This is a genomic window from Paenarthrobacter sp. NPDC089307, from assembly GCF_040685055.1.
Classification (GTDB): domain Bacteria; phylum Actinomycetota; class Actinomycetes; order Actinomycetales; family Micrococcaceae; genus Arthrobacter.
The window spans coordinates 716,204-741,985 of sequence record NZ_JBFBHE010000001.1 but is presented as its reverse complement, the minus strand read 5'-3'; the positions used below and the strand labels follow the sequence as shown (position 1 = coordinate 741,985).

Annotated in this window: 22 protein-coding genes and 1 pseudogene; 16 read left to right on the top strand and 7 right to left on the bottom strand. The window is 62.9% G+C overall.

Annotation, left to right across the window (positions count from 1 at the left end):
* The first annotated feature begins 3 nt into the window (after positions 1–3).
* From AB0N72_RS03370 to pdxS, 3 genes are all read left to right on the top strand, one after another.
* Positions 4–597, top strand: coding sequence for an HIT domain-containing protein (locus AB0N72_RS03370; protein WP_281449319.1), 594 nt, complete (start codon positions 4–6; stop codon positions 595–597).
* On the top strand, positions 587–1,213 hold the full coding sequence (pgsA, locus tag AB0N72_RS03365) for a phosphatidylinositol phosphate synthase (RefSeq protein WP_363931779.1): 627 nt from the start codon (positions 587–589) through the stop codon (positions 1,211–1,213). Before AB0N72_RS03370 ends, pgsA begins: the two co-directional genes overlap by 11 nt.
* Before the next feature lie 213 nt (positions 1,214–1,426).
* Positions 1,427–2,353: a pyridoxal 5'-phosphate synthase lyase subunit PdxS gene (pdxS, locus tag AB0N72_RS03360; protein WP_363931780.1), complete on the top strand. Its 927-nt coding sequence runs from the start codon at positions 1,427–1,429 to the stop codon at positions 2,351–2,353.
* Between the two features lie 61 nt (positions 2,354–2,414).
* On the opposite strand, the gene AB0N72_RS03355 is transcribed toward pdxS, so the two are convergent.
* Positions 2,415–4,427 (bottom strand): M3 family metallopeptidase, encoded by a 2,013-nt coding sequence (locus AB0N72_RS03355; RefSeq protein ID WP_363931781.1) that lies wholly within the window; start codon positions 4,425–4,427, stop codon positions 2,415–2,417.
* 72 nt (positions 4,428–4,499) lie between these two features.
* On the opposite strand from AB0N72_RS03355, the pseudogene AB0N72_RS03350 reads away from it, so the two are divergent.
* Positions 4,500–5,765: pseudogene (locus AB0N72_RS03350) on the top strand (CapA family protein).
* A 3-nt stretch (positions 5,766–5,768) separates the two neighbouring features.
* On the opposite strand, the gene AB0N72_RS03345 reads toward AB0N72_RS03350, so the two are convergent.
* Complete coding sequence (locus tag AB0N72_RS03345) at positions 5,769–6,539, bottom strand: glutamine amidotransferase (protein ID WP_363931782.1); 771 nt, start codon at positions 6,537–6,539, stop codon at positions 5,769–5,771.
* The gene (locus tag AB0N72_RS03340; protein ID WP_363931783.1) at positions 6,536–7,864 is read right to left on the bottom strand and encodes a MurT ligase domain-containing protein; all 1,329 of its coding nucleotides are present in this window, start codon (positions 7,862–7,864) and stop codon (positions 6,536–6,538) included. The genes AB0N72_RS03345 and AB0N72_RS03340 overlap by 4 nt, the downstream gene beginning before the upstream one ends.
* Before the next feature lie 102 nt (positions 7,865–7,966).
* On the opposite strand from AB0N72_RS03340, the gene pdxT reads away from it, so the two are divergent.
* The 9 genes from pdxT to AB0N72_RS03295 all read left to right on the top strand — a co-directional run bounded on the left by pdxT (position 7,967) and on the right by AB0N72_RS03295 (position 17,806).
* Positions 7,967–8,668, top strand: a complete 702-nt coding sequence (pdxT, locus tag AB0N72_RS03335; RefSeq protein WP_363931785.1) for a pyridoxal 5'-phosphate synthase glutaminase subunit PdxT — start codon at positions 7,967–7,969, stop codon at positions 8,666–8,668.
* A gap of 3 nt (positions 8,669–8,671) precedes the next feature.
* Positions 8,672–9,427 carry a YebC/PmpR family DNA-binding transcriptional regulator gene (locus AB0N72_RS03330; protein ID WP_363931786.1) on the top strand — a complete coding sequence of 252 codons (756 nt, stop codon included), beginning with the start codon at positions 8,672–8,674 and terminating at the stop codon, positions 9,425–9,427.
* 44 nt (positions 9,428–9,471) lie between these two features.
* A complete protein-coding gene (ruvC, locus tag AB0N72_RS03325; protein ID WP_363931787.1) occupies positions 9,472–10,050 on the top strand; it encodes a crossover junction endodeoxyribonuclease RuvC in 579 nt (192 codons plus the stop codon).
* 102 nt (positions 10,051–10,152) lie between these two features.
* Entirely contained in the window at positions 10,153–10,797 is a 645-nt protein-coding gene (ruvA, locus tag AB0N72_RS03320) for a Holliday junction branch migration protein RuvA (RefSeq protein ID WP_363931788.1), read from the top strand.
* Positions 10,790–11,866 carry a Holliday junction branch migration DNA helicase RuvB gene (gene ruvB, locus AB0N72_RS03315; RefSeq protein WP_363931789.1) on the top strand — a complete coding sequence of 359 codons (1,077 nt, stop codon included), beginning with the start codon at positions 10,790–10,792 and terminating at the stop codon, positions 11,864–11,866. Before ruvA ends, ruvB begins: the two co-directional genes overlap by 8 nt.
* Before the next feature lie 145 nt (positions 11,867–12,011).
* Entirely contained in the window at positions 12,012–12,395 is a 384-nt protein-coding gene (gene yajC / locus AB0N72_RS03310) for a preprotein translocase subunit YajC (protein WP_363932090.1), read from the top strand.
* Between the two features lie 114 nt (positions 12,396–12,509).
* The gene (gene secD / locus AB0N72_RS03305; protein WP_363931790.1) at positions 12,510–14,261 is read left to right on the top strand and encodes a protein translocase subunit SecD; all 1,752 of its coding nucleotides are present in this window, start codon (positions 12,510–12,512) and stop codon (positions 14,259–14,261) included.
* Positions 14,261–15,250 carry a protein translocase subunit SecF gene (secF, locus tag AB0N72_RS03300; RefSeq protein ID WP_363931791.1) on the top strand — a complete coding sequence of 330 codons (990 nt, stop codon included), beginning with the start codon at positions 14,261–14,263 and terminating at the stop codon, positions 15,248–15,250. Before secD ends, secF begins: the two co-directional genes overlap by 1 nt.
* 162 nt (positions 15,251–15,412) lie before the next feature.
* The gene (locus AB0N72_RS03295) at positions 15,413–17,806 is read left to right on the top strand and encodes a bifunctional (p)ppGpp synthetase/guanosine-3',5'-bis(diphosphate) 3'-pyrophosphohydrolase (RefSeq protein WP_363932091.1); all 2,394 of its coding nucleotides are present in this window, start codon (positions 15,413–15,415) and stop codon (positions 17,804–17,806) included.
* Here AB0N72_RS03295 and AB0N72_RS03290 read toward each other — a convergent pair.
* The 3 genes from AB0N72_RS03290 to AB0N72_RS03280 all read right to left on the bottom strand — a co-directional run bounded on the left by AB0N72_RS03290 (position 17,803) and on the right by AB0N72_RS03280 (position 20,852).
* Entirely contained in the window at positions 17,803–18,411 is a 609-nt protein-coding gene (locus AB0N72_RS03290; RefSeq protein WP_363931793.1) for a hypothetical protein, read from the bottom strand. The two genes, AB0N72_RS03295 and AB0N72_RS03290, sit on opposite strands and share 4 nt — an antisense overlap.
* A 93-nt stretch (positions 18,412–18,504) precedes the next feature.
* Complete coding sequence (locus AB0N72_RS03285) at positions 18,505–19,992, bottom strand: DUF349 domain-containing protein (RefSeq protein ID WP_363931794.1); 1,488 nt, start codon at positions 19,990–19,992, stop codon at positions 18,505–18,507.
* Between the two features lie 65 nt (positions 19,993–20,057).
* Positions 20,058–20,852 (bottom strand): peptidylprolyl isomerase, encoded by a 795-nt coding sequence (locus AB0N72_RS03280; RefSeq protein WP_363931795.1) that lies wholly within the window; start codon positions 20,850–20,852, stop codon positions 20,058–20,060.
* 208 nt (positions 20,853–21,060) lie between these two features.
* Between AB0N72_RS03280 and hisS the strand changes: the two genes are divergently transcribed.
* From hisS to AB0N72_RS03265, 3 genes are all read left to right on the top strand, one after another.
* Positions 21,061–22,416, top strand: a complete 1,356-nt coding sequence (gene hisS, locus AB0N72_RS03275) for a histidine--tRNA ligase (protein WP_363931796.1) — start codon at positions 21,061–21,063, stop codon at positions 22,414–22,416.
* Positions 22,417–22,525: 109 nt separating this feature from the next.
* On the top strand, positions 22,526–24,319 hold the full coding sequence (gene aspS / locus AB0N72_RS03270) for an aspartate--tRNA ligase (RefSeq protein ID WP_363931797.1): 1,794 nt from the start codon (positions 22,526–22,528) through the stop codon (positions 24,317–24,319).
* Positions 24,320–24,391: 72 nt separating this feature from the next.
* Complete coding sequence (locus AB0N72_RS03265) at positions 24,392–25,168, top strand: GNAT family N-acetyltransferase (RefSeq protein ID WP_363931799.1); 777 nt, start codon at positions 24,392–24,394, stop codon at positions 25,166–25,168.
* On the opposite strand, the gene AB0N72_RS03260 is transcribed toward AB0N72_RS03265, so the two are convergent.
* A complete protein-coding gene (locus tag AB0N72_RS03260; RefSeq protein ID WP_363931800.1) occupies positions 25,132–25,764 on the bottom strand; it encodes a Vms1/Ankzf1 family peptidyl-tRNA hydrolase in 633 nt (210 codons plus the stop codon). The two genes, AB0N72_RS03265 and AB0N72_RS03260, sit on opposite strands and share 37 nt — an antisense overlap.
* Between the last annotated feature and the right edge of the window lie 18 nt (positions 25,765–25,782).

Below are 25,782 nucleotides of genomic sequence, written 5' to 3'. Positions count from 1 at the left end.
ACGGTGCAGGAGAACACAGGCGCGGCAGCTGACTTTCCGGGCGACGCAGACGTGACCGATGATTTCGGGCTCGCGGGCGTTCCGGATGCATTTCAGCGCCTGTGGACTCCGCACCGCATGGCCTACATCAAGGGCGGGCAGGATCAGTTCAAAAACAAGGATGACTGCCCGTTCTGCGTAGGCCCCACGCGTTCGGACGAGGAATCTCTGATCGTCTACCGGGGAAAGACCTGCTATGTGGTGCTTAATCTCTTCCCCTACAATCCGGGCCACCTGCTGATCTGCCCCTACCGCCACGTCCCTGACTACACGGACATCACGGTGGAGGAGACGGCAGAGTTCGCGGACCTTACGCAAACCGCCATGCGCGTGCTGCGGAAGGTTTCGAATCCCAGCGGCTTCAACCTGGGGATGAACCAAGGCGTCACCGGCGGCGCCGGCATAGCTGCACACCTTCATCAGCACGTTGTCCCGCGGTGGGGCGGCGACGGAAACTTCTTCCCGATCATCGCCCAGACCAAGGCCATCACGCAGACGCTCGATGAGGTCCGCAAGCTCGTGGCCGAGGCCTGGCCGGGGGAGTCGAATGCTCAATAGGCATGCGCGCGGTTTCTTTACTTCACTGTTTACACCACTGGCGCGCTGGCTCCTGCGGATGGGTGTCTCCCCGGACATCGTCACTATCGCAGGTACAGTCGGCGTCATTCTGGGTGGCCTCATTCTTTATCCCTTGGGCCACTTGTGGTGGGGTTCGGTGGTGGTTGCCTTCTTTGCCTTCTCGGACGTCGTCGATGGCATCATGGCAAGGCTTCAGGGCCGCAGCGGCGGCTGGGGCAACTTCCTGGACTCCACGTTGGACCGCCTGGCGGACGGCGCCATCTTTGCAGGTTTGAGCATCTGGTTTTTCACCGGAGGCAAGGATGCGGCGATAGGAACTGCCGCCGTCGTATGCCTCGTCCTGGGGATGGTTGTTTCGTATGCAAGGGCCAAAGCGGAATCGCTTGGCTACCAAGCCAGCGTAGGCATCGCAGAGCGTGCCGAAAGGCTTGCTTCGGTTCTGCTGATAGCCGGGCTCACGGGATTGGGACTTCCGCCTGTGGTGCTCTTCGCAACGCTGGTCCTGTTGGCACTCGCCAGCGTCGTCACAGTAATCCAAAGAATGGCCACCGTTCACCGGCAGGCCCTGGCCGAAGCCGAGGGAACTGGCATCTGACCAGAGTCCGCTGGTGCCATTTGTGCAGGTGTCCTATCACACCCCGCCTGTTGGCCTTGAAGGCAGTAATGAATGTACTGCCGCTGCGCAACCTGCGACTACTATTACTAGTACTTGGTCACCTTGACCTGAAACCCGGTGTGCGCTGATTGCGGTCGTGTGGCTGCGCGTGCCCCCGGCAAAAAGGTCGTTTATCTACCCATAGGGGTTTTTGTGTCTACACCAGATGTAAGCAACGAAGCCGGTTCGTCCGCGAACAGCGTCACGGGCAGCAGCCGCGTTAAGCGGGGCATGGCGGAGATGCTCAAGGGCGGCGTCATCATGGACGTCGTTAACGTCGAGCAGGCCCGCATCGCCGAGGACGCCGGTGCTGTCGCCGTCATGGCGCTCGAGCGCGTACCGGCTGATATCCGCGCCCAGGGTGGCGTGTCCCGGATGTCCGATCCCGACATGATCGATCAGATCATTGCCGCGGTGTCGATCCCGGTGATGGCCAAGGCCCGCATCGGCCACTTCGTCGAAGCACAGGTCCTGCAGTCCCTCGGTGTTGACTACATCGACGAGTCCGAGGTCCTGACCCCGGCGGACTACGTCAACCACATCGACAAGTGGAACTTCACCGTCCCCTTCGTTTGTGGTGCCACCAACCTGGGTGAGGCGTTGCGCCGGATCAACGAGGGTGCTGCGATGATCCGTTCCAAGGGCGAAGCCGGTACCGGTGATGTGTCGAATGCGACCGGGCACATGCGCAAGATCCGTGCGGAGATCGCCAAGCTGTCAGCTCTTCCGGAGGATGAGTTGTATGTTGCGGCCAAGGAGCTGCAGGCCCCGTACGAGCTCGTCAAGGAAATCGCTGCCACGGGCAAGCTGCCCGTGGTCTTGTTCACCGCTGGTGGCATCGCGACTCCGGCTGATGCTGCGATGATGATGCAGCTCGGCGCTGATGGCGTGTTCGTTGGTTCAGGTATCTTCAAGTCCGGCAACCCCGCAGAGCGCGCCGCCGCCGTCGTCAAGGCAACTACGTTCTACGACGATCCTGATGTGATCGCCAAGGTCTCCCGCGGACTGGGCGAGGCCATGGTCGGCATCAACGTCGACGAAATCCCCCAGCCCCACCGCCTCGCAGAGCGCGGCTGGTAGCAGCCAAAGCAGTCCGACGCCGGGCCGGTCACCCTCAAAGGTGACCGGCCCGGCGTCGTTATTACTCCAAACCCCGGCGCTTCAGCAACGGGTCCAGGAGCGCGTCGCGGCCCCGGAACCGGCGGAAGGACTCCAAAGGATCCCGGCTGTTGCCCCGGGAGAGCAGTTCGGACCTGAACCTGTCCCCGTTCGCACGCGTCAGTCCGCCGTTTTCCTTGAACCACTCCACAGTGTCGGCGTCCAGTACTTCGCTCCAGATGTAGGAGTAGTAGCCGGCGGCGTAGCCCGCTCCGGCGAAGATGTGCTGAAAGTAGCCAGTGCGGTAACGCGGCGGGATCAACGGGTGGGCGACGCCCGCGGCTGCCAAGGCCTCTGCTTCGAAAGCCAAGACATCCCCAGGCACATCAGCCTCTGACAGCACGTGCCATGCCAGGTCCAGGAGCGCCGCCCCGAGGTACTCAGTGGTTGCAAACCCTTCACCCCACAACAGGGACGCGCTGAGCTTGTCCACCACATCCTGGGGGAGGGGTTCGCCGGTGGAGTGATGACGGGCGTAGTGCCCCAGTATCTCCGGCCACATGATCCACATTTCGTTAACCTGGGAGGGGTACTCCACGAAGTCCCTGGGCACAGACGTACCGGAGAACCGCGGGTAGGTGACATCAGAGAACAACCCGTGCAGGGCGTGGCCGAACTCGTGGAAAACGGTCCGTACTTCATCCAGGGACAGGAGCGTGGGCTCGCCGGGGGCGGGCTTGGTGATGTTGAGGTTGTTGATCACCACAGCCCGGGTGCCCAGCAGGGTGGACTGCTCCACGAGGGAGTTCATCCACGCCCCGCCCCGCTTGGTCTCCCTGGTGTAGTAGTCACCAAGAAAGAGGCCCAAGCCACTTCCGTCGTGGTCGCGAACCTCCCACACACGGACATCGGGATGGTATCCCTCCAGGTCGGCGCGTTCATGGAAGGTGAGCCCATAGAGCCGGTTTGCGGCATGAAAAACACCGTTGGCCAAGACGCTTTCCAGGGAGAAGTAGGGGCGCAAAGCCTGCTCATCGACCTCGAATTTTTCCTTGCGGACCCGGGCTGAGTAGAAGGCCCAGTCCCACGGCTCCAATTCCCGTCCTGCCGACTCCGCGAGGGCATCGGCCTCGGCTTGGGCATTGTGGACGGCTGCAGGCGCCATCCGACGCAGCATGGACTCGACGTCGTCGAAGCCCGGCGCCGTCTGCTGGTCCACCACAAGCTCGGCAAAGTTGGCGAAGCCCAACAGGGCCGCCTTCTCTCCCCGCAGCCGGGCGGTCGCGGTCACGATCTCCCGAACGTCCAGGGGACCTCCATCGGTACCCCGTGCCAGGGAGGCTTCATACAAACGACGCCGGATGGCTGGGTTTTCTAGGGAGGCGAGGGCGGGCTGGTTGCTGGGTTGGATCAACGTCAGCAGGAATTGTCCGTCATGTCCTGCAGTCCTGGCGGCTTCGGCGGCGCCTGTGATGTCTTCCTCCGAAAGGCCTGCCAGGTCCGTGACGTCGTCCAGAAGCAAAGCTGAGGCCTTCATCGCTTCCTTGACCCGCTGGCCGAAGTCGGTGCCGAGCCGGGAGAGCTCAGCGTTGACTTCCCGGAGTCGATCCTGGCCGGCGTCATCGAGCTGGATTCCCGATTGGCGGAACTCTTTGAGGTACTCCTCCACCAGCCGGACAGACTCAGCATCGAGAGCGTCCACATCGATAGCAGCGAAGCGTTCGTACAGCCCCCGGTTCATGTAAACGGCATCCTGGTGGGCCGAGAACCTGGGGCTGAGCTCGGTTTCGAGTGCTTTGATGTCGTCGCTTGCATCGGCAGACACCAGGGTGAAGAACGCTGCTGCAGCCCTGTGCAGGAGTAGTCCGGACCGCTCCATGGCCAAGGCGGTGTTCTGGAAAGTAGCAGGCTCCGGGTTGCCAACGATGACCTTGATCTCCTCCAAGTGCGCGGCCAGCCCGTTGTCCACCGCTTCGGCGTAGTGGGCGGAGGAAATGTCGCCGAAGGGCGGCAAGCCATAGGGCAGGGGGCTGGGACTCAGCAGGGGATTGATCATGAAGTGACTCTTTCACGTAAGATTCATGTCCTCAAGAGCGGCACGCCTGGTTCGGCATGACTTCACCGTAGGATGAAAATCATGGGGAATCTCACATCTGTGACGAGATGGATGCGGCCACGGCGGTGGGCGGGGCCCGCGCTGATGGTTGCCCTGGCCATGACACTGGGCGCCTGTGGAGTCATCGCCGAAAACGAGGACGCCAAGCACAGCAGCGCCGCCCCGGCCCCGGTGGCGCCGGAGCCGACTCCAACGCGGACCCCCGCACCCAACCCGACACCAGGAAAAGGGCCGGCATGCCCGGAACTCCGTTGCACCTCCGTCACTGTCACCGGTGACATGCTGGTCCACACCCAACTTTGGCAGCAGGCCAGGGCTGACGCTGCCGCCGCAGGACTGCCCGGCTACACATTCGTCCCACTCCTTGAAGGCCAGCGGCGCTACATCAACAACAGTGACCTGGCCATCTGCCACCAGGAGACCCCGGTGGCGACGCCCGAAGGGCCGTTCTCGGCCTACCCGTCGTTCAACGTCCCGCCGCAGATCGTCACAGCGTCAAAGGAGATCGGTTACCAGGCCTGCACCACCGCCAGCAACCACACCATCGACCGCGGCACCGAAGGGCTGCTGCGCACCTTGGATGCCCTGGATGCAGCCGGACTGAAGCACACGGGCTCGTACAGGACCGAGGCAGAGTCCAAGGAGATACTGATGCTCCAGACCGAGGCCGCCAAAGTAGCGGTCATTGTTGGAACCTATGGGCACAACGGGCAGATTCCGGAATACCCATGGTTGGTGGACGAACTCGACCCCGCCACGATGATTGCCAAAGCCACCCGGGCCAAAGCCCTCGGGGCCGACATCGTCCTGGGAGTCATGCACGCAGGCGACGAATACGCCAGCGAGCCAAATGCCCAGCAGCAGGAGGTCGCGCACGCCCTTGTGGACAGTGGCCAGTTCACCATGATCTATGGGCACCACACCCATTCCGTGCTGCCCATCGAGAAGTACAAGGGCACTTGAATCGTCTACGGGCTGGGGAACGGCATCACGGAGTTGTCACCGTGGTACGCGGTCAACAACGAAGGATTACTGGTCAGGGCGCAGTTCAGCCAAAATGCTGCGGGTGCCTGGACCGTCTCGGACCTGGCCTGGGCGCCATCTGTGATCGTCCGTGATCCCTATCGCTGGTGTTCAGTGGCGAGCGACGCCCCGCAAGGAGTGTGTGCCACGCCTGCGGCCGACGCGGAAACCCACCAGAGGACACAGGCGGTAGTGGAGTCCATGGGCGCTGCCGATGCAGGCGCCCACGAACTGCTGATCACCAAGGAAAAATAGGGCCTAACGCGGGCGCCGGGCGGCGTGTTCGCGCGCGAGGCGGGCGTAGTCGTCGTCGGGCGCCCCCGGCACGAAAGTGCCGAACTTGCGCTCGGCGGCCGTGCGGATCAGGAAGTCCGTGATGGCAGGATTCTTCGGCAGCAGCGAACCGTGGAGGTAGCTGGCCACAACATTGTTGTACCGGGCGCCTTCGTGGCCGTCCTTGCTGTTGTTGCCGGCACCTTTGGTGACGGTCCCCAGAGGTTCGACGCCGGGACCCAAAGTGGTCTGGCCGCTGTGGTTTTCGTAGCCCATGATGTCGCCGAATTCGGTGGACTTCATGATCACGTTGCCGATCAGGCGTTCATCCGTACCTTGGGTTTCAACATCAAGGATGCCAATACCCGGGATGGTGGGTCCGGTGCTGGTCTTGAAGAACTTACCGAAAAGCTGGTAAAGACCGCAGATCACCAGCATGGGCGCACCGTTGTCAGCGAGTTCCCGCAACTGCCCAGCCCGGGCCTGGAGATCATCCTGGATAACGAGTTGGCCGCTGTCCTGGCCGCCGCCGCCCACGATGATGTCGACGTCGTCCGGAAAATCATCGCCGACGTTGTACTCCAGCAGCTCCGGGGTGTAGCCGTGCCACTTGATCCGTTGCTTGAGAACCAGGGCGTTGCCCCAGTCGCCATAGATGTTCATTTCCCGGGGATAGAGCTGCAGGACGCGGATGGTGCCCTTGCTGGGCTGTGGCGTCCGGGTTTGGGATGCCTGGGGCTGTGTTTCCGAGGTCATGAGACCACCTCAACTATGGTGATTTTGGCGAGTTCGCGGCGAATTGCCAGCATTGACGTGTAGGTGCAGAAAATACGCTTGGGCTTGCCGCGCGAACCGTCGATGAAGGTCCGGAGGGCCGCTGTGATGTCCGTTTCCACGGTGCCGAACGGAACGTCGTCGTATTGGAGGCGGAGGGCCATGTCGTAGGCGCGGACCCCGGTGAGGACTTCCACTCCACCCTCGCGCAGGGAATCGAATTCGACATCCCACAGCCACGACATGTCCCTGCCGTCGGCGTAGTTGTCATTGATCGCGATCATGGTGGCATAGCCGCCGGCCGGGAACGACTTCAAGCCGAGCCGGAAACCACTGGGATTCTTCACCAGTACCAGTTCCAACGGCTGGCCGTCCACTGTCAGGCTCTCCCCGCGCCCGAACGCCGGAGCAACGTCCCCCAGTGCTTTGACGAGTTTCGGAGTGTCAACGGGGCCGGTCCCCAGGACTGCACGGGTCAGCGACAACGCCGCGGCCGCGTTGAAGATGTTGTAGACGCCGCGGAGCTTCATGGTGGTGGTGACGGTCTCGCCGTCGAATTCAAAGTCGGCGTCCTGGGCACCTACCCGGCGCAGTACGACGTCGGCATCCGGTAAGTCGACTGCCTCACCCGTAGCGGCAGCCACTGACGTCCCGGAAGGTGAGGGGCCGCTTCCGGTCCGCATCTCGTCGTCGTTCGGGAAAGTGCTGCGGAGTGAGTCGTCCAGACCGAAGTATCGGACGCTCGGGTGATGAACGGCGTCGAGACCGTTGACGACGTTGGCGATCCGCGCCACGCGTGGATCCTCGCGGTTCAGGACGACGGTGTCCGTTGTTTTGGACGCGATGTGTTCCAGGAGGCGGGCGGTCTTGTCGATTTCACCGAAACGGTCCAGTTGGTCGCGGAGTACGTTCAACAGCAGGCTGTAGCGCGGCTGGACTTTGTTGACGAAATGCACTGCGTGGGCCTCGTCGAGCTCAAGGATGGCGATGTCGGCGTCGAGGCGGCCCCGCCAATCCACCTCGCCCAGCAGCGATGCCGCAACGCCGCGCGTGAAGTTGCTGCCCGTGCGGTTGGTGAACACCTTCAGCCCTTGGCTTTCCAGGAGTTCCACCACCATCTTGGTCGTGGTGGTCTTGCCGTTGGTGCCACTGACCACAGCCACGCCATGAGGCAGCGAGGCCAGGGTTCGCTGCATGAAACGGGGATCGATTTTCTCAACCACCAGGCCGGGAAATGCTGAGCCTCCGCCCCGAAGCCGGGACAGTGTGCGGACCAGCTTGCCGAGGGGGACGCTGAAGGAAAGCATGCTCTGTAATATATCCCAGACGCGGCATGCGACCCCGGTCATTGTGGGCGCCGGCATAGCGCCGCGAAGTACCGCTTGCGCCGCGGGCACTATGATGGTCCAATGACCAACCCCCTTTCCGATGCTTCATCGCGCGTGGGTTCAGGCCTCCGGATCGGTGTGCTGGCGCTCCAAGGCGACTTCCGAGAGCACATCCACGCTGTGGAGTCGGCAGGTGCCACCGGTGTGGGCATCCGCAGGCCCGCTGAGCTGGACGAAATCGACGGCCTGATCATCCCGGGCGGCGAATCCACCACCATCGACAAACTGTCCCGGATCTTCGAGCTCCGAGATCCCATCCAAAAGCGCATCGCCGACGGCCTTCCGGTGTACGGTTCCTGCGCCGGCATGATCCTGCTGGCTGAAGAGATCGCAGACCCTGCCACCGACCTTCAAGGGAACCCGCAGCAGACGTTTGGCGGACTGGACATCACCGTCCGCCGTAATGCCTTCGGACGCCAGCGCGAATCCTTCGAAACCGACCTTGATTTCAAGGGTTTGGACTTCAGTGCCGGGGAAGACGGCGTAGACCCGGTTCATGCGGTGTTCATTCGCGGGCCGTGGGTGGAGCGCGTGGGTCCAGGGGTGGACATACTTGCGCAAGTAGATCCTGACCACGCCAGCCACACCGCTGCTTTGCATGGAGTGGCTAGAATTGTTGCAGTGCGCTCCGGCCGTTTGCTGGCCACCTCCTTCCATCCGGAAGTGACAGGGGAGAAGCGTGTGCATGAACTCTTTATTCGAATGATCAGAGGAGAAGCGTAAAGCATGTCAGGCCACTCCAAATGGGCGACCACCAAGCACAAAAAAGCCATCATTGACAGCAGGCGTGCAAAGTCGTTCGCAAAACTGATCAAGAACATCGAAGTTGCTGCCCGCATGGGCGGACCGGACCTTGCCGGAAACCCGGGCCTGGAACTCGCTGTCACCAAGGCCAAGAAGACCTCGGTCCCCAACGACAACATCGACCGCGCGATCAAGCGTGGTGCAGGCCTCACCGGCGAGGTCGTCGACTACACCGAAATCATGTACGAAGCCCGCGGCCCCCAAGGCTCGGCTTTACTGATCGAGTGCCTCACCGACAACAAGAACCGGGCGGCCTCAGAGGTGCGCCTCGCGATCTCCCGCAACGGCGGGACCATTGCCGACCCCGGCTCAGTCAGCTACCTGTTTGCGCGCAAGGGCGTTGTGGTTCTGCCCAAGAACGGCCTGAGCGAAGACGACATCCTCATGGCCGTCCTTGACGCAGGTGCCGAGGAAGTCAAGGACAGCAGCGAGAACTGGGAAATCCACTCCGAGCCCTCGGACCTTCAGGCCATCCGTGACGCCCTCAAGGAAGCCGGGATCGAGTACGAAACCGACGAAGCCGAATTCGTGCCGTCCATGCAGGTGGAGCTCGACGTTGATGGCGCCAAGAAGTTCATGAAGCTCGTGGACGCCCTCGAGGACCTGGACGACGTCCAGAACGTGTACAGCAACGCGGACTTCAGCGAGGAAGTGCAGGCTGCCCTCGACGCCGAGTAGGCGCGGCAGCACCCGGATTTGATCATCAACAGGAAGGCCCGGACTTGACTCTTCGCGTATTGGGAGTCGATCCGGGCCTTACCCGTTGCGGCATCGGCGTGGTGGACATTGAGCGGAACCGCCGCGCCACCATGATCGCGGTCGGCGTGGTGGGAACCTCTGCCGAACTGACCCTGGACAAGCGCCTGCTGGTCATAGCACAGGCGATCGACGAGTGGCTTGACCTGCACAAGCCGGACGTCGTCGCCGTCGAACGCGTTTTCTCCCAGATGAACGTAAGTACGGTGATGGGCGTGGCCCAGGCCTCCGGCGTCGTGATCGCCGCAGCCGCCCGCCGGGGTATCCCCGTTGCGCTGCACACGCCCTCGGAGGTGAAGGCCGCGGTTACCGGCAGTGGCACGGCCAACAAAGACGCCGTGACGAAGCTTGTGACCAAGATCCTCCGCCTTGACGCCCCACCCAAACCGGCCGACGCCGCTGACGCCCTGGCTTTGGCCCTGACCCACGCGTGGCGCGCAGGAAGCGGCATGGGGGCTGTCGGCGGAGGCGCCGGGGGCAGTTCCCTGACCCCTGCCCAAAAGGCCTGGGCGGACGCCGAAGCGAAAGCGCGCCGTGCACGGTGATACCTGGCTGTCCTTGCTAGGGTATTCGTAGATATGTTCGGATAGTCCGCTTTCTCCGCTGTTTCACGGCGTCGCAACGGGCAATACTTCAGGAGCCGGGTCTTGATCAGTTTTCTCCGTGGAACGGTAGCCCACGTTGGTTTGTCCAGCGCCGTCATCGATCTCAACGGCGCCGGCATGAGTGTTTTCGCCACACCGCAGACCCTGAGCCACCTGACTGTGGGAACTGAAGCCAAGCTCTTCACGTCCATGATTGTCCGGGAAGATTCCCTCACGTTGTTCGGCTTCGCCGACGACGACGAACGGGAAGTCTTCGACGTCCTGCTCAGTGTCAGCGGGGTGGGACCGCGCCTGGCCCTGGCCGTGCTCGCCGTTCACGAACCGGAGGCCATCCGCGTGGCTGCGCACACCGGCGACGGCAAGGCCTTCACGAAGGTCCCGGGCATCGGACCCAAAGTGGCCGGAAGGATCGTGCTTGAGCTTGCCGGCAAGCTTGTCCCGCACGGCACAGGCACCGCCGCGGCGCCGGAGACCGCAGTCAAGGCCGAATGGAAGCCACAGGTGGTTGCTGCCATGACGAGTCTGGGCTGGTCCGAGAAGGATGCCACGGGGAGCATTGACAAGGCTATGGCCGATTCCCCTGAACTGGTGGAGGCAGGAAACGTCGCGCAGATCCTCCGCGCCACACTTAGGTGGCTCGGCCAGGACGGTGCGCGCGCCGGCAACCGCGTAGGCAGCCGTGGCTGAGCAGTCATTGGTCAGCGGGGGAGAGGAACCGGAAGAGCGGGTCATTGAGGCCGCGCTCCGCCCGAAGAACCTGCATGACTTCGTGGGCCAGCATCGTGTTCGCAAGCAGCTTGCCTTGGTGTTGGAGGCCTCCAAAATGCGGGGTCGCAGCGCCGACCATGTGCTCATGTCAGGTCCCCCCGGGCTTGGCAAGACCACCTTGGCCATGATCATTGCGGCGGAGATGAACGCGCCACTGCGGATCAGCAGTGGTCCGGCCATCCAGCACGCTGGGGATCTGGCCGCCATACTGTCCTCCCTTTCGGAGGGCGAGGTACTTTTCCTCGACGAGATCCACCGCATGTCCCGGCCCGCTGAAGAGATGTTGTACATGGCCATGGAGGACTTCCGTGTGGACATCGTGGTGGGCAAAGGCGCGGGCGCCACGGCCATCCCGCTGGAGCTGCCGCCCTTCACCCTTGTGGGAGCGACCACCCGGGCGGGTTTGCTCCCAGGTCCTTTGCGCGACCGTTTCGGATTTACGGGGCATCTCGAGTTCTACTCCGTGGCCGAGCTCGAACTTGTCCTGCGCCGCTCCGCCGGCTTGCTGGATTTGAAGGTCAACTCAGCCGGCTTCACGGAAATAGCGGGCCGCTCGCGCGGCACGCCACGTATCGCCAACCGGCTGCTTCGCCGTGTACGCGACTGGGCACTGGTGCACGGTATCGAGCAAATCGACGCCCGCTCAGCATCGGCGGCCCTGGATATGTACGAAGTGGACCAAAGGGGACTGGACCGGCTGGACCGCTCCGTCCTTGAAGCCCTGATCACCAAGTTCAACGGTGGCCCTGTAGGGCTGTCCACCTTGGCCATTGCCGTGGGGGAAGAACCTGAAACCGTCGAGACCGTCGCCGAGCCGTTCCTGGTGCGCGAAGGATTGCTGGGGAGGACACCGCGGGGCCGGATAGCAATGGCTTCGGCGTGGACACATTTGGGGTATGCCGTGCCAAGCGGAGTGTTCGGACAAGAGACGCTGGCGCTGTTCGACGAGGACGAAAACCACGCCGAAAGCATCGATACTGCCGGTTAACACGCTGCGTTCAGCTTTTCCCTCTAGACTGGTATGACGCTCGGCACGTTCGAGTCCTTGATCCATGCGCCAGCCTCGCGGATCTGCCAGGGACGTTGCCGTGAACCAAAACGTAAGTACAGAACGGAACTTCCCTGTGGATCCAATGACCATATTGCTGTTCGTCATGCTTGGACTTTTTGTCTTCATGATGTTCCGCCGCAACAAGAAGACCCAGCAGCAGCAGGCTGAGATGCAGTCCAAGTTTGCTCCGGGCGTCGACGTCATGACCAGCTTCGGTCTTTTCGGCCGGATCGTGTCCATCGATGAAGCGGAAAACAAGGTCGTTATCGAACTTTCGCCGGGCAACCAGGCAACGGTTCACCGCCAGGCAGTCACGAAGGTGGTTGAGGCTACTCCCGAGGAAGCCCCCGTGGTTCCCGACGACGCCTCCTCCCTGACAGTGACGGGCACGGAATCCCCGGCGGCCGTCGAGACTCCGGAAGAGACCATTGCGCGCCTCAATAAAGAGGACAAGAAGGACAACTAGCACCGTCAGTCGCGGCAACACCGCGCAAGGCAACTTCTACGGCAGCGGAGAGCCGCCGGCAGACGCTCACCAGCGCCCGCCGGCGGCTGTCCGGCGATAACAGGAAGATTGAAAATGGCACGGACCGGCCCCAAAAATTCAGCCCGCAGGGTGCTGACCTGGCTTGGAGCAATATTCGTTGTACTCACCGCTGTCCTGGCAAGCGGTGTGATGACAGGGCATGCCAGTTGGGCGCCCAAGCTTGCATTGGACCTCGAGGGTGGCACCCAGATGATCCTTGCGCCCCGCGTTGAGGGTGCAAGCGACATCAACGAGGAGCAACTCAACCAGGCCGTGGCGATCATCCGCCAACGCGTGGACGGTTCCGGCGTCGCCGAGGCCGAAATCAGCACCCAGTCCGGCCGCAACGTAGTTGTCAGCCTGCCGGGAACTCCTTCCAAGGAGACGCGCGACCTCATCCAGGCTTCCGCTGACATGAACTTCCGGCCCGTCATCGCCGTCGGTGACCCCGCGGCGGTTCCGGCCGAGCAGCGCACACCGGAGGACAAGCTGCCCAAGCCGACCGCCGAGCCGGCCAACGCCAGCGACAACAACTGGGTGACCGGGGATGTCGTCAAGGAATTCGAAGCGCTGGACTGCGTCAATCCGTCCACCGAGAAGCGTGACCGCTCGGACCCCGCCAAGCCGTTGGTGGCTTGTGAACCTGCAACGGACAAGACTCCCGCAGCCAAGTACATTCTTGGGCCGGTAGAAGTCAAGGGCCAGGACATCAGTGATTCCACGTTCTCCCAGGTCCAGGGCGCACAGGGTTCCGTAACCAACTCCTGGGGCGTGAACATCGTCTTCAACGGTGACGCAACCGCTAAGTTCAAGGCAGTCACCGAACGCCTGAACCAGTTCTACGTGGCGGCGCAGGCGCAGGGTAGTGATGACCCCAAGTCGCAGTTCGCGATCGTCCTTGACGACAAGGTGATTTCCGCGCCACGCGCGCTTGCCGTCATCACTGATGGAAAGCCGCAGATCACCGGCAACTTCACCCAGGCTACTGCCAAGGCCCTCTCTGACCAGCTGCGCTACGGCGCGCTGCCGATCAGTTTCGAAATCCAGTCGCAGGAGCAGATCTCGGCCACGCTCGGTGGTGACCAGCTTCGGCTTGGCCTCTTGGCGGGCATGATCGGCCTGCTGCTGGTTGTGGTCTACTCGCTCTTCCAGTACCGGGCCTTGGGCTTCGTCACCATCGCATCGCTCGTGGTGGCAGGTTTGCTGACGTATCTGGCCATCGCCATCCTCGGGTGGACTGAAAATTACAGGTTGTCGCTGGCCGGTGTGGCAGGTTTGATCGTTGCCATCGGCCAGACAGCTGACTCGTTCATCGTCTACTTCGAACGTATCCGCGACGAACTGCGCGATGGGCGCGGACTGGTATCCGCCGTCGAGAACGGTTGGAAGCGCGCCAAGCGCACCGTCCTTGCCTCCAAGGCCGTCAACCTCCTGGCCGCGCTGGTCCTGTACTTCGTGGCCGTCGGAAACGTCCGCGGTTTTGCCTTCACCCTGGGCCTGACGGCCCTCGCCGACCTCCTTGTGGTGTTCATGTTCACGCACCCGATGCTGCAGGTCCTGGCCCGCACCAAGTTCTTCGGCGAAGGACATCGCTTCTCCGGATTGTCACCTGACCGCCTGGGCGCGGTCCCGCTGTACCGCGGAGCAGGCCGGCTCCGCACCCCGGATGAAAAGCCGACGCCGGTCCGCCCCCGAAACGCCGGGGCAGCCGCTGAAGCGGAACGACGCATGACCATCGCCGAACGGCGCCTTGCCGCGAAGGGCCAGCTGACTGGTACTTCCAACGGCAGCAAGGAGGAGAAGTAATGACTACGAGCTTCGCAACCTTCGGCCATGAGCTCTACACGGGCAAACGCTCCTACAACTTCGTCAAGTCCAAGAAGATCTGGTTCACTATCGCCGCTGTTGCCGTGGCGTTGTCCATCCTGATCCCGGTGGTCAAGGGTGGCTTCAACCTCGGCATCGAGTTCCGGGGCGGCTCGGAGTTCACAGTCTCCAACGTGACCAGCACGGACGCGGCGCTCGGGGAACGGGCTGTCCACGACGTCGTTCCCGACGCCATTCCGCGCGTGGCAAACGTGGCAGGCAACACCATGCGGATACAGACGGACCAACTCACCGACGAAGAGACCAACCGCATCAAGGACGGACTCACCAGCGCCTACGGCGTCACGGAAAATGAGGTCACGTCCAACTTCGTTGGACCCACCTGGGGTCAGGACGTTACCCGGCAGGCCCTCATCGGCCTGGTGGTATTCGTCGGCTTGGCCGCAGTCCTGATGGCCCTGTACTTCAGGACCTGGAAAATGTCGTTGTCTGCACTCGTTGGCATGCTCGTCACCATGTTCACCACTGCGGGCGTCTACGCCTTGAGCGATTTCGAAGTCACGCCGTCGGCCATTATCGGCTTCCTGACGGTCTTGAGCTATTCGCTGTACGACACCGTGGTGGTGTTCGACAAGATCCGCGAGAACACCTCCGACGTTTACACCTCAACCCGCCGTACCTTCGGCGAAGAGGTCAACCTGGCCGTCAACCAAACGCTGGTACGTTCCATCAACACGATGATGGTGGCTGTCCTCCCGGTGGCCGCTATCCTCTTCATCGGCGCAGGCCTCCTCGGTGCAGGCACGCTGCGTGACTTGTCGTTGGCGCTGTTTGTGGGCATCCTCATCGGCACGGCGGCAACGATCTTCATCGCTGCCCCTCTCTATGCCTGGTTGCGCCAAGGCGAGCCCGAGCTCGTCAAGCAGGCCAAAAAGGTGGCGCACCGCAGGGCAGAAGCCACCGTTTAGGGAGCCTATGCACTCCTGATTGCCCGAAGAGCCGGTCACCGCCACAGCGCGGTGGCCGGCTCTTTGACTTGCCGCTGCGTTCGTCATGTGCTGTCCAGTTGCAGAAGCATTCACTTGCGGGAATAGACTGGGAGAATTAAATCGGTTGTGAGGGGTACTTCTGTGGAAGAACGTGCGACGTCGGCACCGCTGACGGGCGGGGAAGAAGACCGCAAGGCAGTTGCGGTCCCGGCATCAAGCGCGCCCGGCCGGGCGCCGGGTGCAGTGCCCGTCGACATGCCGGGAGCCCGACCCACTTTCCCCGGCCGAAGGGAACGCACGCGTTCCCGGTTGGCACGCCTGACCGGACGGGGCGTGGCTCCGTACTCGCCAATCCTCGAGCCACTGTTGCGGACAGTCAGGGCCAACAACCCCAAAGAAGATTTTGATCTGATCCAGCGTGCGTTTGCAGTCGCCGAGCGCAGCCACCAGGGGCAGAAACGCAAGAGTGGCGACCCCTATATCACCCACCCGGTGGCTGTGGCCACCATCCTGGCTGAACTTGGCATGACCGGCACTACTCTGGCCGCGGCGCTGCTTCACGACACGGTGGAGGACACTCCCTACACCCTGGCGGACCTGACACGTGATTTCGGGCCCGAGGTTGCCATGCTGGTGGATGGCGTCACCAAGCTGGACAAGGTCAGTTTCGGCGAAGCGGCCCAGTCGGAAACCGTCCGCAAGATGGTGGTGGCCATGGCCAAGGACATCCGGGTCCTCATGATCAAGCTGGCCGACCGTCTTCACAACGCGCGCACCTGGCGGTTCGTCTCCGCAGAGTCCTCGTCCCGGAAAGCCCGTGAAACCCTGGAGATCTTCGCGCCCTTGGCCCACCGCCTGGGCATGAACACCATCAAGTGGGAGCTTGAGGATCTCTCCTTCGCGGCCCTATATCCCAAGGTGTACGAGGAAATCGTCCGGATGGTGGGGGACCGCACACCGGAACGTGAAAAGAGCCTGAGCGTCATCCGCAACCAGATCGCGGACGATCTCCGGACCGCCAGGATCAAAGCCACCATCACGGGACGTCCCAAGCATTACTACTCCATTTACCAGAAGATGATCGTCCGGGATAAGGACTTCGACGACATCAACGACCTCATGGGCGTCCGCGTGTTGGTGGACTCAGTGCGTGACTGTTACGCAGCTCTTGGCACCTTGCACTCGCGATGGAACCCGCTTCCGGGCAGGTTCAAGGATTACATCGCGATGCCCAAGTTCAACATGTACCAGTCGCTGCATACTACGGTGATCGGCCCTGGCGGCAAGCCTGTGGAGATCCAGATCCGCACGCACGAGATGCACCGCAGGGCAGAGTATGGTGTGGCGGCGCACTGGAAGTACAAAGACCAGCCCAACCGGACAGCACAGGGGCCGGGAAGCCCGCGCGACGGCGACATGGGTTGGCTGCGGTCCTTGGTGGACTGGCAGCAGGAAACCTCGGATCCCGGCGAGTTCCTGGACTCCCTGCGTTACGAGATCAATGCACGGGAAGTCTTTGTCTTTACGCCCAAGGGTGAAGTCATGGCGCTGCCCGCCGGTTCCACTCCCGTGGACTTTGCGTACGCTGTCCACACGGAAGTCGGACACCGCACCATCGGTGCACGGGTCAACGGCAAGCTTGTGCCACTGAACAGTGAACTGAACCACGGCGACTGGGTGGAAATATTCACTTCCAAGGCTGAAGGGGCCGGCCCGAGCCAGGACTGGCAACACTTCGTTAAATCGGCACGGGCACGCAACAAGATCAGGCAATGGTTCACCAAGGAGCGTCGCGAAGAAGCGATCGACCGTGGCAAGGACATGCTCACCCGCGCCATGCGGAAGCAGAACCTCCCTCTGCAGCGCCTCATGACCCACGACGCTTTGTCAGCGGTCGCCGAGGATTTCCATTACGTCGACATCTCCGGACTCTACGCAGGAGTCGGAGACGGGCACACCTCTGCCCAGTCCGTCATGGAAAAGCTGATGGAGCATTTGGGCGGGCACGAGACCCCGGATGAGGACCTTGACGAGGTCAGCATTCCCACCCAGGTGGCCAAGTCCAAGTTCTCGGATTCCGGCGTCATCGTCAGGGGTGTGGGCGATGTGTGGGTCAAGCTGGCCCGATGCTGCACACCCGTGCCGCCGGACCCCATCCTCGGCTTTGTTACCCGCGGTTCCGGCGTTTCTGTGCACCGTACGGACTGCACGAACGTCTCGGGGCTGCGCGATCAGCCTGACAGGATTGTCGACGTCGAATGGGCGCCGACGCAGTCAAGCGTGTTCCTGGTGGAAATCCAGGTCGAAGCCTTGGACCGGAAGTCCCTCCTGTCCGATGTGACGCGCATTCTGTCGGAAAATCACGTCAATATCCTGGCAGCATCCGTTCACACCTCCAGCGACAGGGTTGCGATCTCCAAGTTTGCGTTTGAAATGGGCGACCCGAAGTACCTGCACCACGTGTTGAATGCAGTCCGCCGCATTGATGGCGTTTTTGACGTCTACCGCACCACAGGAAACCGCCGCCGGAACTAGACCGGTGCGGGTGGCTTCAGTTGGTCCAAGGTGGTCAAGGCGCGTCTCTTGTGAGGCACCCGCGGAGATGCCTCGACTGCCAGGATCAGGAGTCGCAGCCTGATGCCGAGTTCCGGCTTGGCCAGGAGCCGCTTCAGCACGGGCAATGCGCGATCCGTTTCGACGTGGAGAGCGATGTCCGCTGCTGTACGAAGTGGGGTGCTCACCAGCATTCCGCCGAGGCTCACAACATCCATCTGTCCCAGCCGTACTTCATGAAGGCTGCAAGCCAGGGTGCCGCGGAGGCTCGAGATGCGGTGTTTGGCATCGACCAACAACGACAACTTTTCGGGCGGCTTGGCGCACCCGTAAATCCACGCGGCAGTCAGCCTGCCCGCCACCACTTTGGTGCGGACCCGTTCCGGTACGCCCAGTGCTGCTGCACGCGCCCGGAGCCGGTGTGTAATGGCCACGCCCGGCGATGCGTAACTCTTCCCGTACAACGGCAGCAGGATGCCGTCAAAGGCCATTCCCTGGAGCTCATTCCACGTGAAGATCCGGCCAGGGGAGTACAGCTCGGGGATGACCGGCTCCAGTAGTTGCGGGGCGGTGACAGCGGGGACCATTACTCGATCATTCCGTGGAGCCGCTCAACGAGTACAGGCTCCGTCCCGGCTATGTGGATAACCGGTACGGAGCCTGCAGCGTGGCAGAAAAGACTACGCGAGGTCGCTGGCTGAACGCTGAATCTGGTCGAGCCAGGCCTGCCTGGCCTCGAGGGCCTCACGAGCAGCCTTGATACGGCGCTGGTCGCCGGCCTTTTCGGCCTTGTCAAGATCGTCCTTGAGGCCCGCGATGGCGGCTTCGAGTTGCGTCAGGGCGCTGTTGGTCCGGGCCTTGGTTTCAGGGTTGCTCCGGCGCCACTTCTCTTCCTCGGCTTCACGGACAGCATCTTCGACCTTGCGCAGGCCTGCTTCGATCCGGCCCATGTCCGCACGCGGGACCTTGCCGGCGTCTTCCCAACGGTCGCGGACGGACTGCAGGGCCTTCTTGGCGGCGTTGAGGTCCTTGATGGGCAGCAAAGCCTGGGCCTCAGCCACCAGTTGCTCCTTGACGGCCAGGTTGGCGGTGTACTCCTGGTCGATCTGGTCGTTGGCAGCCTGGCGGTTGCTGAAGAAGACGTCCTGTGCCGCACGGAACCGGCCCCACAATGCGTCGTCATCCTTGCGGCTGGCGCGGGGAGTGGCCTTCCACTGATCCATGAGCCTGCGGTATTCGCCGGCAGCGTACCCCCAGTCAGTGGACGAGGAAAGTGCCTCGGCCTCTGCGATGAGGGCTTCCTTGGCGGATTTCGCAGCGGAGTTGTTGCTGTCCAGCTGCGAGAAATAGGCGCGGCGGTGGCGGTCGAACACTGTGCGTGCCGAACGGAACCGCTTCCAGAGGGCGTCCTCGTTGCTGCGGCCGAGCCGGACGCCGCTCTTCTGCGCGGCCTTCCAGGACTCGAAGAGCTCGTTCATGCGTGCGCTGGAGGTTTTCCACTGGATCTGTGCGGGATCCTGTCCGGCGATGGACTCGGCTTCGGACACGATAGCCTCGCGGGCAGCGAGTTCGCTGGCACGTACGGCCTCGTGGGCCGCTTTCTCCGACTTCTCGAGCTCGACAATCTGCGTCGACAAGGCATCGAGCCGTGCCTCGGCGGAACGGATGTCGCCGACCATGTTGCGCTCGGCCAGTTGCTCACGCAGATGTGTGACGGTCTTTTGCATGTCCGTTGCCGGGGCCTTGGATTCAACCCGGTGTTCAAGCAGGACCACCTGCGCAATGACGTCGTCGAACTTGCGGGCGAAGTACCCCAGGGCTTCGTCAGGGCTGACTCCCGGGTACTGCCCGACGGCGATTTCCTCACCATCGAGCGTCAGGAAGACGTGGCCGTCTCCTTCGGCACGCCCCCACTTGGCTGCTTCGGCGAGCGACGCGGCAGATACCGCCGGGGCGGCAGGTACAACGGCGGCAGGCCCCTTGGGGCGAGCTGCAAAAGCCGCAGGCGACGGCGCGGCCGACGGGGTGGGGCGAGGCGTTCCGGCTTCGTTGGCAGCCGAATCGGGCGTTGCGTCGGAGGAAGCCTCGGCCTCGGTCGTCTCGGTCACCTCGACCGCTTCATCGTTGGCTACTGCTGCTGTTTCGTCGGATTTCTGACTGTCTGTCACCGCTAAAAGTCTTTCGCTTGGAGGGACTGCTAAGGCAATGCACCCCGGCCGGGGCCTGGAACTGGTTACTTCAGAGAAAACGAGTCTATCGTGACAGGTGCCACAGGAGCGCCGTCAGTGGTGTTTTCGCCGGGTTTGAGGCCAGCTGCGGCGATCTTTGTGACAACGTCCAGTCCGCTGGTCACCTTGCCTACCACGGTGTATCCGCCGGCAGTGTCTGCCGGGATGGTGGTGTCCTTGTACACGATGAAGAACTGGTGGCCGTTGCCGTAGGCGTTGTTTCCCGACCGTGCAATGGCGATGGTGCCTGCTGGGTACTTGTTGTCCGCCGGGGTGTTTTCAAGAGGACCCCAGTGATAGTTCGAATCATCGGCGCCGTCAGCGGATTTCGCACCACATTGAAGGAGGCCGAATGTCTCGGAGGTGGTCAAGCGGTGGCAGTTCGCTCCGTTGTAATAGCCTGCATCGGTAAGCGACTTCAGGACGGCGGCCGCCTGGGGCGCAGCGGTGCCGTTCAGCTCAACGCCCACCACACCGCCGTTGAGCGAGAGATCGCCGGTGAACGTCTTGCCGGCCGCCGTGTCGGGGCTGGGGATATCGGCACTGTTGGAGGCCGTTGGCGAGGCCGAGGGCGAACTGAGTCCGGCTTCGGCCGCGGCAAATTCTGCTTCCGTTGGATTGGAGCTGAAGACCGTCAGCTGCAAAACGACCGCAAGGACCACAGCCGCGGCTCCGGCGCCAACGGCGATGGTGTTGTCGCGTTTGCGGCGCTTGCCCTGTTCCTGCCGCAGGGCGCGCTTGGCTTCCATCTGCCTGATGCGACGTTTTGCTTCGCGGTCATCCCGCGACCTTGTTGCCAAGAGTCCTCCTGATTATGTCCGCTTCGGATGGCCGCCGACAGGAACCCGGGCATGCGGCATTAGATGTGCACGCGCGGAAAGCATAAACTGGCTGCCGCACATAGTTTATGCATGACCGGCTGAACGCCCGCCCTGTAAACGCCGAACGGACGTTTAAAGCTGCGGAGCAAAGGCTCGCGTCAGATTTCTTCGAGGAGACAATTCCACCATGGCACGTACCGCCTCCCTGTCCGGATTCCCCGAGTGGCTTCCCCAGGAGCGGTTGGTGGAGCTTCACGTGCTGGATACGCTGCGGAAAACGTTCGAACTGCACGGCTTCTCTTCCATTGAAACGCGCGCCGTCGAAACAGTGGGCCAACTGCTGCGCAAGGGCGAGATCGACAAAGAGGTCTATGGCCTGAGCAGGCTCCAGGACGACGAGGACGAGGCTGCCAAGCCGAACGGCTCTGATAAGTCGGATCCGAACGCTCTGGCACTTCACTTCGATTTGACCGTTCCTTTTGCCCGTTACGTCGTGGAAAACGCGGGTTACCTGGCATTTCCGTTCCGCCGCTACCAGATCCAGAAAGTGTGGCGTGGCGAACGCCCCCAGGAGGGCCGGGCCCGCGAGTTCACCCAGGCCGACATTGACGTGGTGGGCGACGGCGAACTGCCCTTCCGCTACGACGTCGAGATCGCGCTGGTCATTGCCGAAGCCCTCAGCGCCCTGCCCATTCCGGATTTCCGGCTCCGGATCAACAACAGGAAGCTGGCCGAGGGTTTCTATCGGGGCATCGGACTGACTGATACGGCCGGCGTGCTGCGCAGTATCGACAAGTTGGAAAAAATCGGCGCCGACAAAGTGGCCGGTCTGCTCAAGTCCGAACTCGGTGCGAGCGATGAGCAGGCGGGCCTTGCACTGCAGCTTGCCACCATCCGCACCGAAGACACGTCCTTCGTGGAGCAGGTCCGCGCATTGGGCGTCAAGGATGACCTGCTTGAAGAAGGCCTGAGCGAGCTCCAGCAGGTCATCGAAGCCGCTGTACAACGCGCGCCGGGCAAGGTGGTGGCGGACCTGAGCATCGCCCGCGGCCTCGACTACTACACAGGTACGGTTGTCGAAACCGTCCTCGTAGGACACGAACAGCTCGGTTCCATCTGTTCCGGAGGCCGCTACGATGCGCTGGCCAGCAAGGGCAACCGCAAGTTCCCCGGCGTCGGGCTTTCCATCGGCGTGACGCGCCTGGTGTCCCGGATCCTCAGCCAGGAACTGGCCTCTGCCTCCCGGGCAGTGCCCACTGCCGTCCTGGTCGCGCTGAATACTGATGACAGTTGGTCGGCGGCCCAGGACATCGCTGCCCAGTTGCGTGGCCGCGGCATCGCCACCGAAGTTGCTGCCAAAGCCGATAAGTTCGGCAAGCAGATCAAGTTCGCCGACAGGCGCGGCATCCCCTTCGTCTGGTTCACTGACGACGACGGAAAGCACCAGGTCAAGGACATCCGGTCCGGTGTGCAGGTGGACGCCGATCCCATGAGCTGGACGCCGCCTGAAGAAGACCTCCATGTCCGGGTAGCGACGGCCTGATCGGGCAGTGCTTGTACCGCCCTTTGGCGGGAGCCGCGGCCGGGGCGGGTAAACTCGGACGGGACCGCCTTGCAGCGGTCCCCTTAAATTTCATGCTGAAAGGAATGCTGTGCTGCGCACACATGACCTCGGATCCCTTCGTTCCGAGCACATTGGACAAACCGTTACCCTGGCCGGCTGGGTGGGCCGCCGCCGTGATCACGGTGGCGTTGCATTCGTTGACCTGCGCGACGCGTCCGGCGTGGCCCAGGTAGTCGTCCGTGAGGAAGAGGTCTTCCACGGCCTCCGCAACGAGTACGTCCTGCAGGTCACCGGCACGGTCAACAAGCGTCCCGAAGGCAACGAAAACCCGGCCCTGGCAACGGGAGAGATCGAGGTCATCGCCGACAAGGTGGTAATCCTCAACACCTCCGAGCCCCTCCCGTTCCAGATCGATGAGCACGTCGAGGTTGGCGAGGAAGCGCGCCTCAAGCACCGCTACCTCGACCTCCGCCGCCCTGGCCCGGCCCGCAACATGCGCCTGCGTTCGGAAGCGAACCGTGTTGCCCGTGAGTTGCTGCACCAGCGCGGTTACGTCGAGATCGAAACACCCACGCTGACGCGTTCGACGCCGGAAGGCGCCCGCGACTTCGTTGTCCCGGCCCGCTTGGCCCCGGGTTCCTGGTACGCCCTCCCGCAGTCGCCGCAGCTTTTCAAGCAGCTCCTGCAGGTAGGCGGCTTTGAGAAGTACTACCAGATCGCCCGTTGCTATCGCGATGAGGACTTCCGGGCCGACCGCCAGCCTGAATTCACCCAGCTGGACATTGAAGCGAGCTTCGTGGACCAGGACGACGTCATTGAACTCGGCGAAGCCATCGTCAAGGCACTGTGGCAGCTGATCGACGTCGAGATCCCCACGCCTATCCGCCGCATGACGTACCTGGACGCCATGGCCAAGTACGGTTCCGACAAGCCGGACCTGCGTTTCGGCGTTGAGCTGACTGAACTCACCGAATTCTTCAAGGACACCAACTTCGGCGTCTTCAAGGCTCCGTACGTGGGTGCAGTGGTGATGCCGGGTGGGGCATCCCAGCCGCGTCGCACCTTGGACGGCTGGCAGGAATTCGCCAAGCAGCGCGGTCACAAGGGCCTGGCCTACGTGCTCTACAAGGAAGACGGTGAACTGGCTGGCCCGGTCGCCAAGAACCTCACCGATGCTGAGCGCGAAGGCCTGGCTGATGCTGTTGGCGCCAAGCCCGGCGACTGCATCTTCTTCGCCGCCGGCGAGAAGTCCGCTGCCCGGGCCCTGCTCGGCGCCGCCCGCGTGGAGATCGGCCACCGTACGGGCCTGATCGATCCGAACGACTGGGCCTTCGTGTGGATCGTGGATGCGCCGATGTTCGAGCCCGCCGCCGCTGCCGTCGCGTCCGGTGACGTCGCAGTCGGTGCCGGCCAGTGGACGGCTGTGCACCACGCCTTCACCTCGCCCAAGCCCGAATTCCTGGACACGTTCGACAAGGACCCTGAGTCGGCACTGTCCTACGCCTACGACATCGTCTGCAACGGCAACGAAATCGGCGGCGGTTCCATCCGTATCCATGACCGCGAAGTGCAGGAACGGGTGTTCCAACTGATGGGCCTGGACAAGGAAGACGCCGAAACGAAGTTCGGCTTCCTCCTGGAGGGTTTCAAGTACGGCGCACCTCCCCACGGCGGAATGGCCCTTGGCTGGGACCGCGTGGTGGCCTTGCTCGCCGGCGTGGAATCGATCCGCGACGTCATTGCCTTCCCGAAGTCGGGCAACGGCTATGATCCGCTGACAGCCGCACCCGCCCCGATCACGCCGCAGCAGCGCAAGGAGGCCGGGGTCGACTTCAAGCCCGAGGCCAAGCCTGCAGCCAAGGCCGAGGCAAAGTCCGAATAGATTCCTGGCCAGGGGCCCTCCACCGCGGTGGAGGGCCCCTGGTGTTTCCGGACCCACAGAAAGGCACGGCAAATGCTGGAGCAGGCATTCCTCGAAGGGCTCATGGACAAGGCCTGGCCCGCCCTTGAGCGGGAGGACTCGGGGGAGTGGGTGCTTCGCGCCTCGGAGGGAGTGACGCAACGGGCAAACTCGGTCTGGCCCAGGGTGCCCTCCGGCACGGGGCGCGAGAGCCTGGCGCAATCGGTCCAGTCCGCCGCGCTGTGGTATCGGAGCCGCCGTCTGCCCCTGATCTTCCAGGTATTCGAGGATGCCCGCAGTGCGGAGCTCAACGCCGTTCTGGACGGGCAGCGCTTCACGCGGCAGTCCGAAACAAGGATCATGGTCCGGGACGCCGCCGGCCTGCGGGGTGTGACCCCCGCGCAGGACGTGGAATTCCGTGACCACCCTTGGAGTGAATGGCTTGACCTGTGGTGGTCGGTGGACGGCCGTGGCGGCGAGGTTGAACTGTCTGTCGCCCGGAAAATCCTCACCGACTGTCCATCGCTCTACGCATTGGTAAGGGACGACGACGGCGTTCCCGCCGCCGTCGGGCGCCTCGCCTTGGTGGACGGCTGGGGCGGTATCTACAGCATGGCGACATCGGCGGCGCAGCGCAGGCGTGGATACGGCACGAGGGTGCTCGAAGCGCTCTTGCAGGCCGGCGCTGAACGGAACCTCAAGGGTTTCTGGCTGCTTGTCACTACTGCCAACCTTGGAGCGCAGGCCCTCTATGCACAGGCGGGATTCACCGACTGCGGGAGCTACTTATATCGTCAGGCGCCCCTGAAACGGGCACCGGGCGGCTGCTGAACGGGCGCATCGGAGACGGAAATTCGAATGGAGCAGGCATCGGCCGCAGCTTTTGGAAGCAGTGCGGACTTCGGCTCCTGGACGTCCAGGAAAGCCAGCCTTGTCCGGCCGGCCACATCCTTGAGCGATTGCTGGGCCAGGACCTGGTCCACCAAGGTGCGATCGCCGCCGGGCGCAAGGTATTCGATCCTGTGCTCAGAGAAGATCCGGGCGGCGTGTTCGGCAACGGTTTTGGCATCGATGAAGCGTGAACCGCTCTTCGATGCCAGGACCGTGGAACCGCTGGCAGCGGCCACGGCGTAGCCACCTCTGCGTACCAGGAGCAGGCCAAGGCCACGTTCCTGGTTGGCGAGTGAGGCCAGGCGGTCCAGTTCCGTCGCTCCCCGGCCGGGCCTTCCCTCGGCCGGCCACGGAGCTCGAAGCAGGGCCTCGGCTCCGTCGGCCGCGCGAAGCAGCAGCCCGCCGTCGTCAAGGTCCTGCTCAACTGCGCCGTGGCTGGCGGCGAACCGGTCCACCCATCCCTGCAACCTTGCCGCGGGCACCAGGGCGGTCCGGCTGGCGCCCCGGCGGTGCGGGGCTGATGCTGGGCGGTTCACCTTCGATGTCTCCTTTGC

Excerpts from the sequence above, each read along its gene's own strand:
- pgsA (WP_363931779.1), top strand. The coding sequence starts at position 587 with ATGCTCAATAGGCATGCGCGCGGTTTCTTTACTTCACTGTTTACACCA.
- AB0N72_RS03355 (WP_363931781.1), bottom strand. The coding sequence starts at position 4,427 with ATGATCAATCCCCTGCTGAGTCCCAGCCCCCTGCCCTATGGCTTGCCG.
- AB0N72_RS03345 (WP_363931782.1), bottom strand. The coding sequence starts at position 6,539 with ATGACCTCGGAAACACAGCCCCAGGCATCCCAAACCCGGACGCCACAG.
- AB0N72_RS03340 (WP_363931783.1), bottom strand. The coding sequence starts at position 7,864 with ATGCTTTCCTTCAGCGTCCCCCTCGGCAAGCTGGTCCGCACACTGTCC.
- pdxT (WP_363931785.1), top strand. The coding sequence starts at position 7,967 with ATGACCAACCCCCTTTCCGATGCTTCATCGCGCGTGGGTTCAGGCCTC.
- AB0N72_RS03330 (WP_363931786.1), top strand. The coding sequence starts at position 8,672 with ATGTCAGGCCACTCCAAATGGGCGACCACCAAGCACAAAAAAGCCATC.
- yajC (WP_363932090.1), top strand. The coding sequence starts at position 12,012 with ATGACCATATTGCTGTTCGTCATGCTTGGACTTTTTGTCTTCATGATG.
- secD (WP_363931790.1), top strand. The coding sequence starts at position 12,510 with ATGGCACGGACCGGCCCCAAAAATTCAGCCCGCAGGGTGCTGACCTGG.
- secF (WP_363931791.1), top strand. The coding sequence starts at position 14,261 with ATGACTACGAGCTTCGCAACCTTCGGCCATGAGCTCTACACGGGCAAA.
- AB0N72_RS03290 (WP_363931793.1), bottom strand. The coding sequence starts at position 18,411 with ATGGTCCCCGCTGTCACCGCCCCGCAACTACTGGAGCCGGTCATCCCC.
- hisS (WP_363931796.1), top strand. The coding sequence starts at position 21,061 with ATGGCACGTACCGCCTCCCTGTCCGGATTCCCCGAGTGGCTTCCCCAG.
- AB0N72_RS03265 (WP_363931799.1), top strand. The coding sequence starts at position 24,392 with ATGCTGGAGCAGGCATTCCTCGAAGGGCTCATGGACAAGGCCTGGCCC.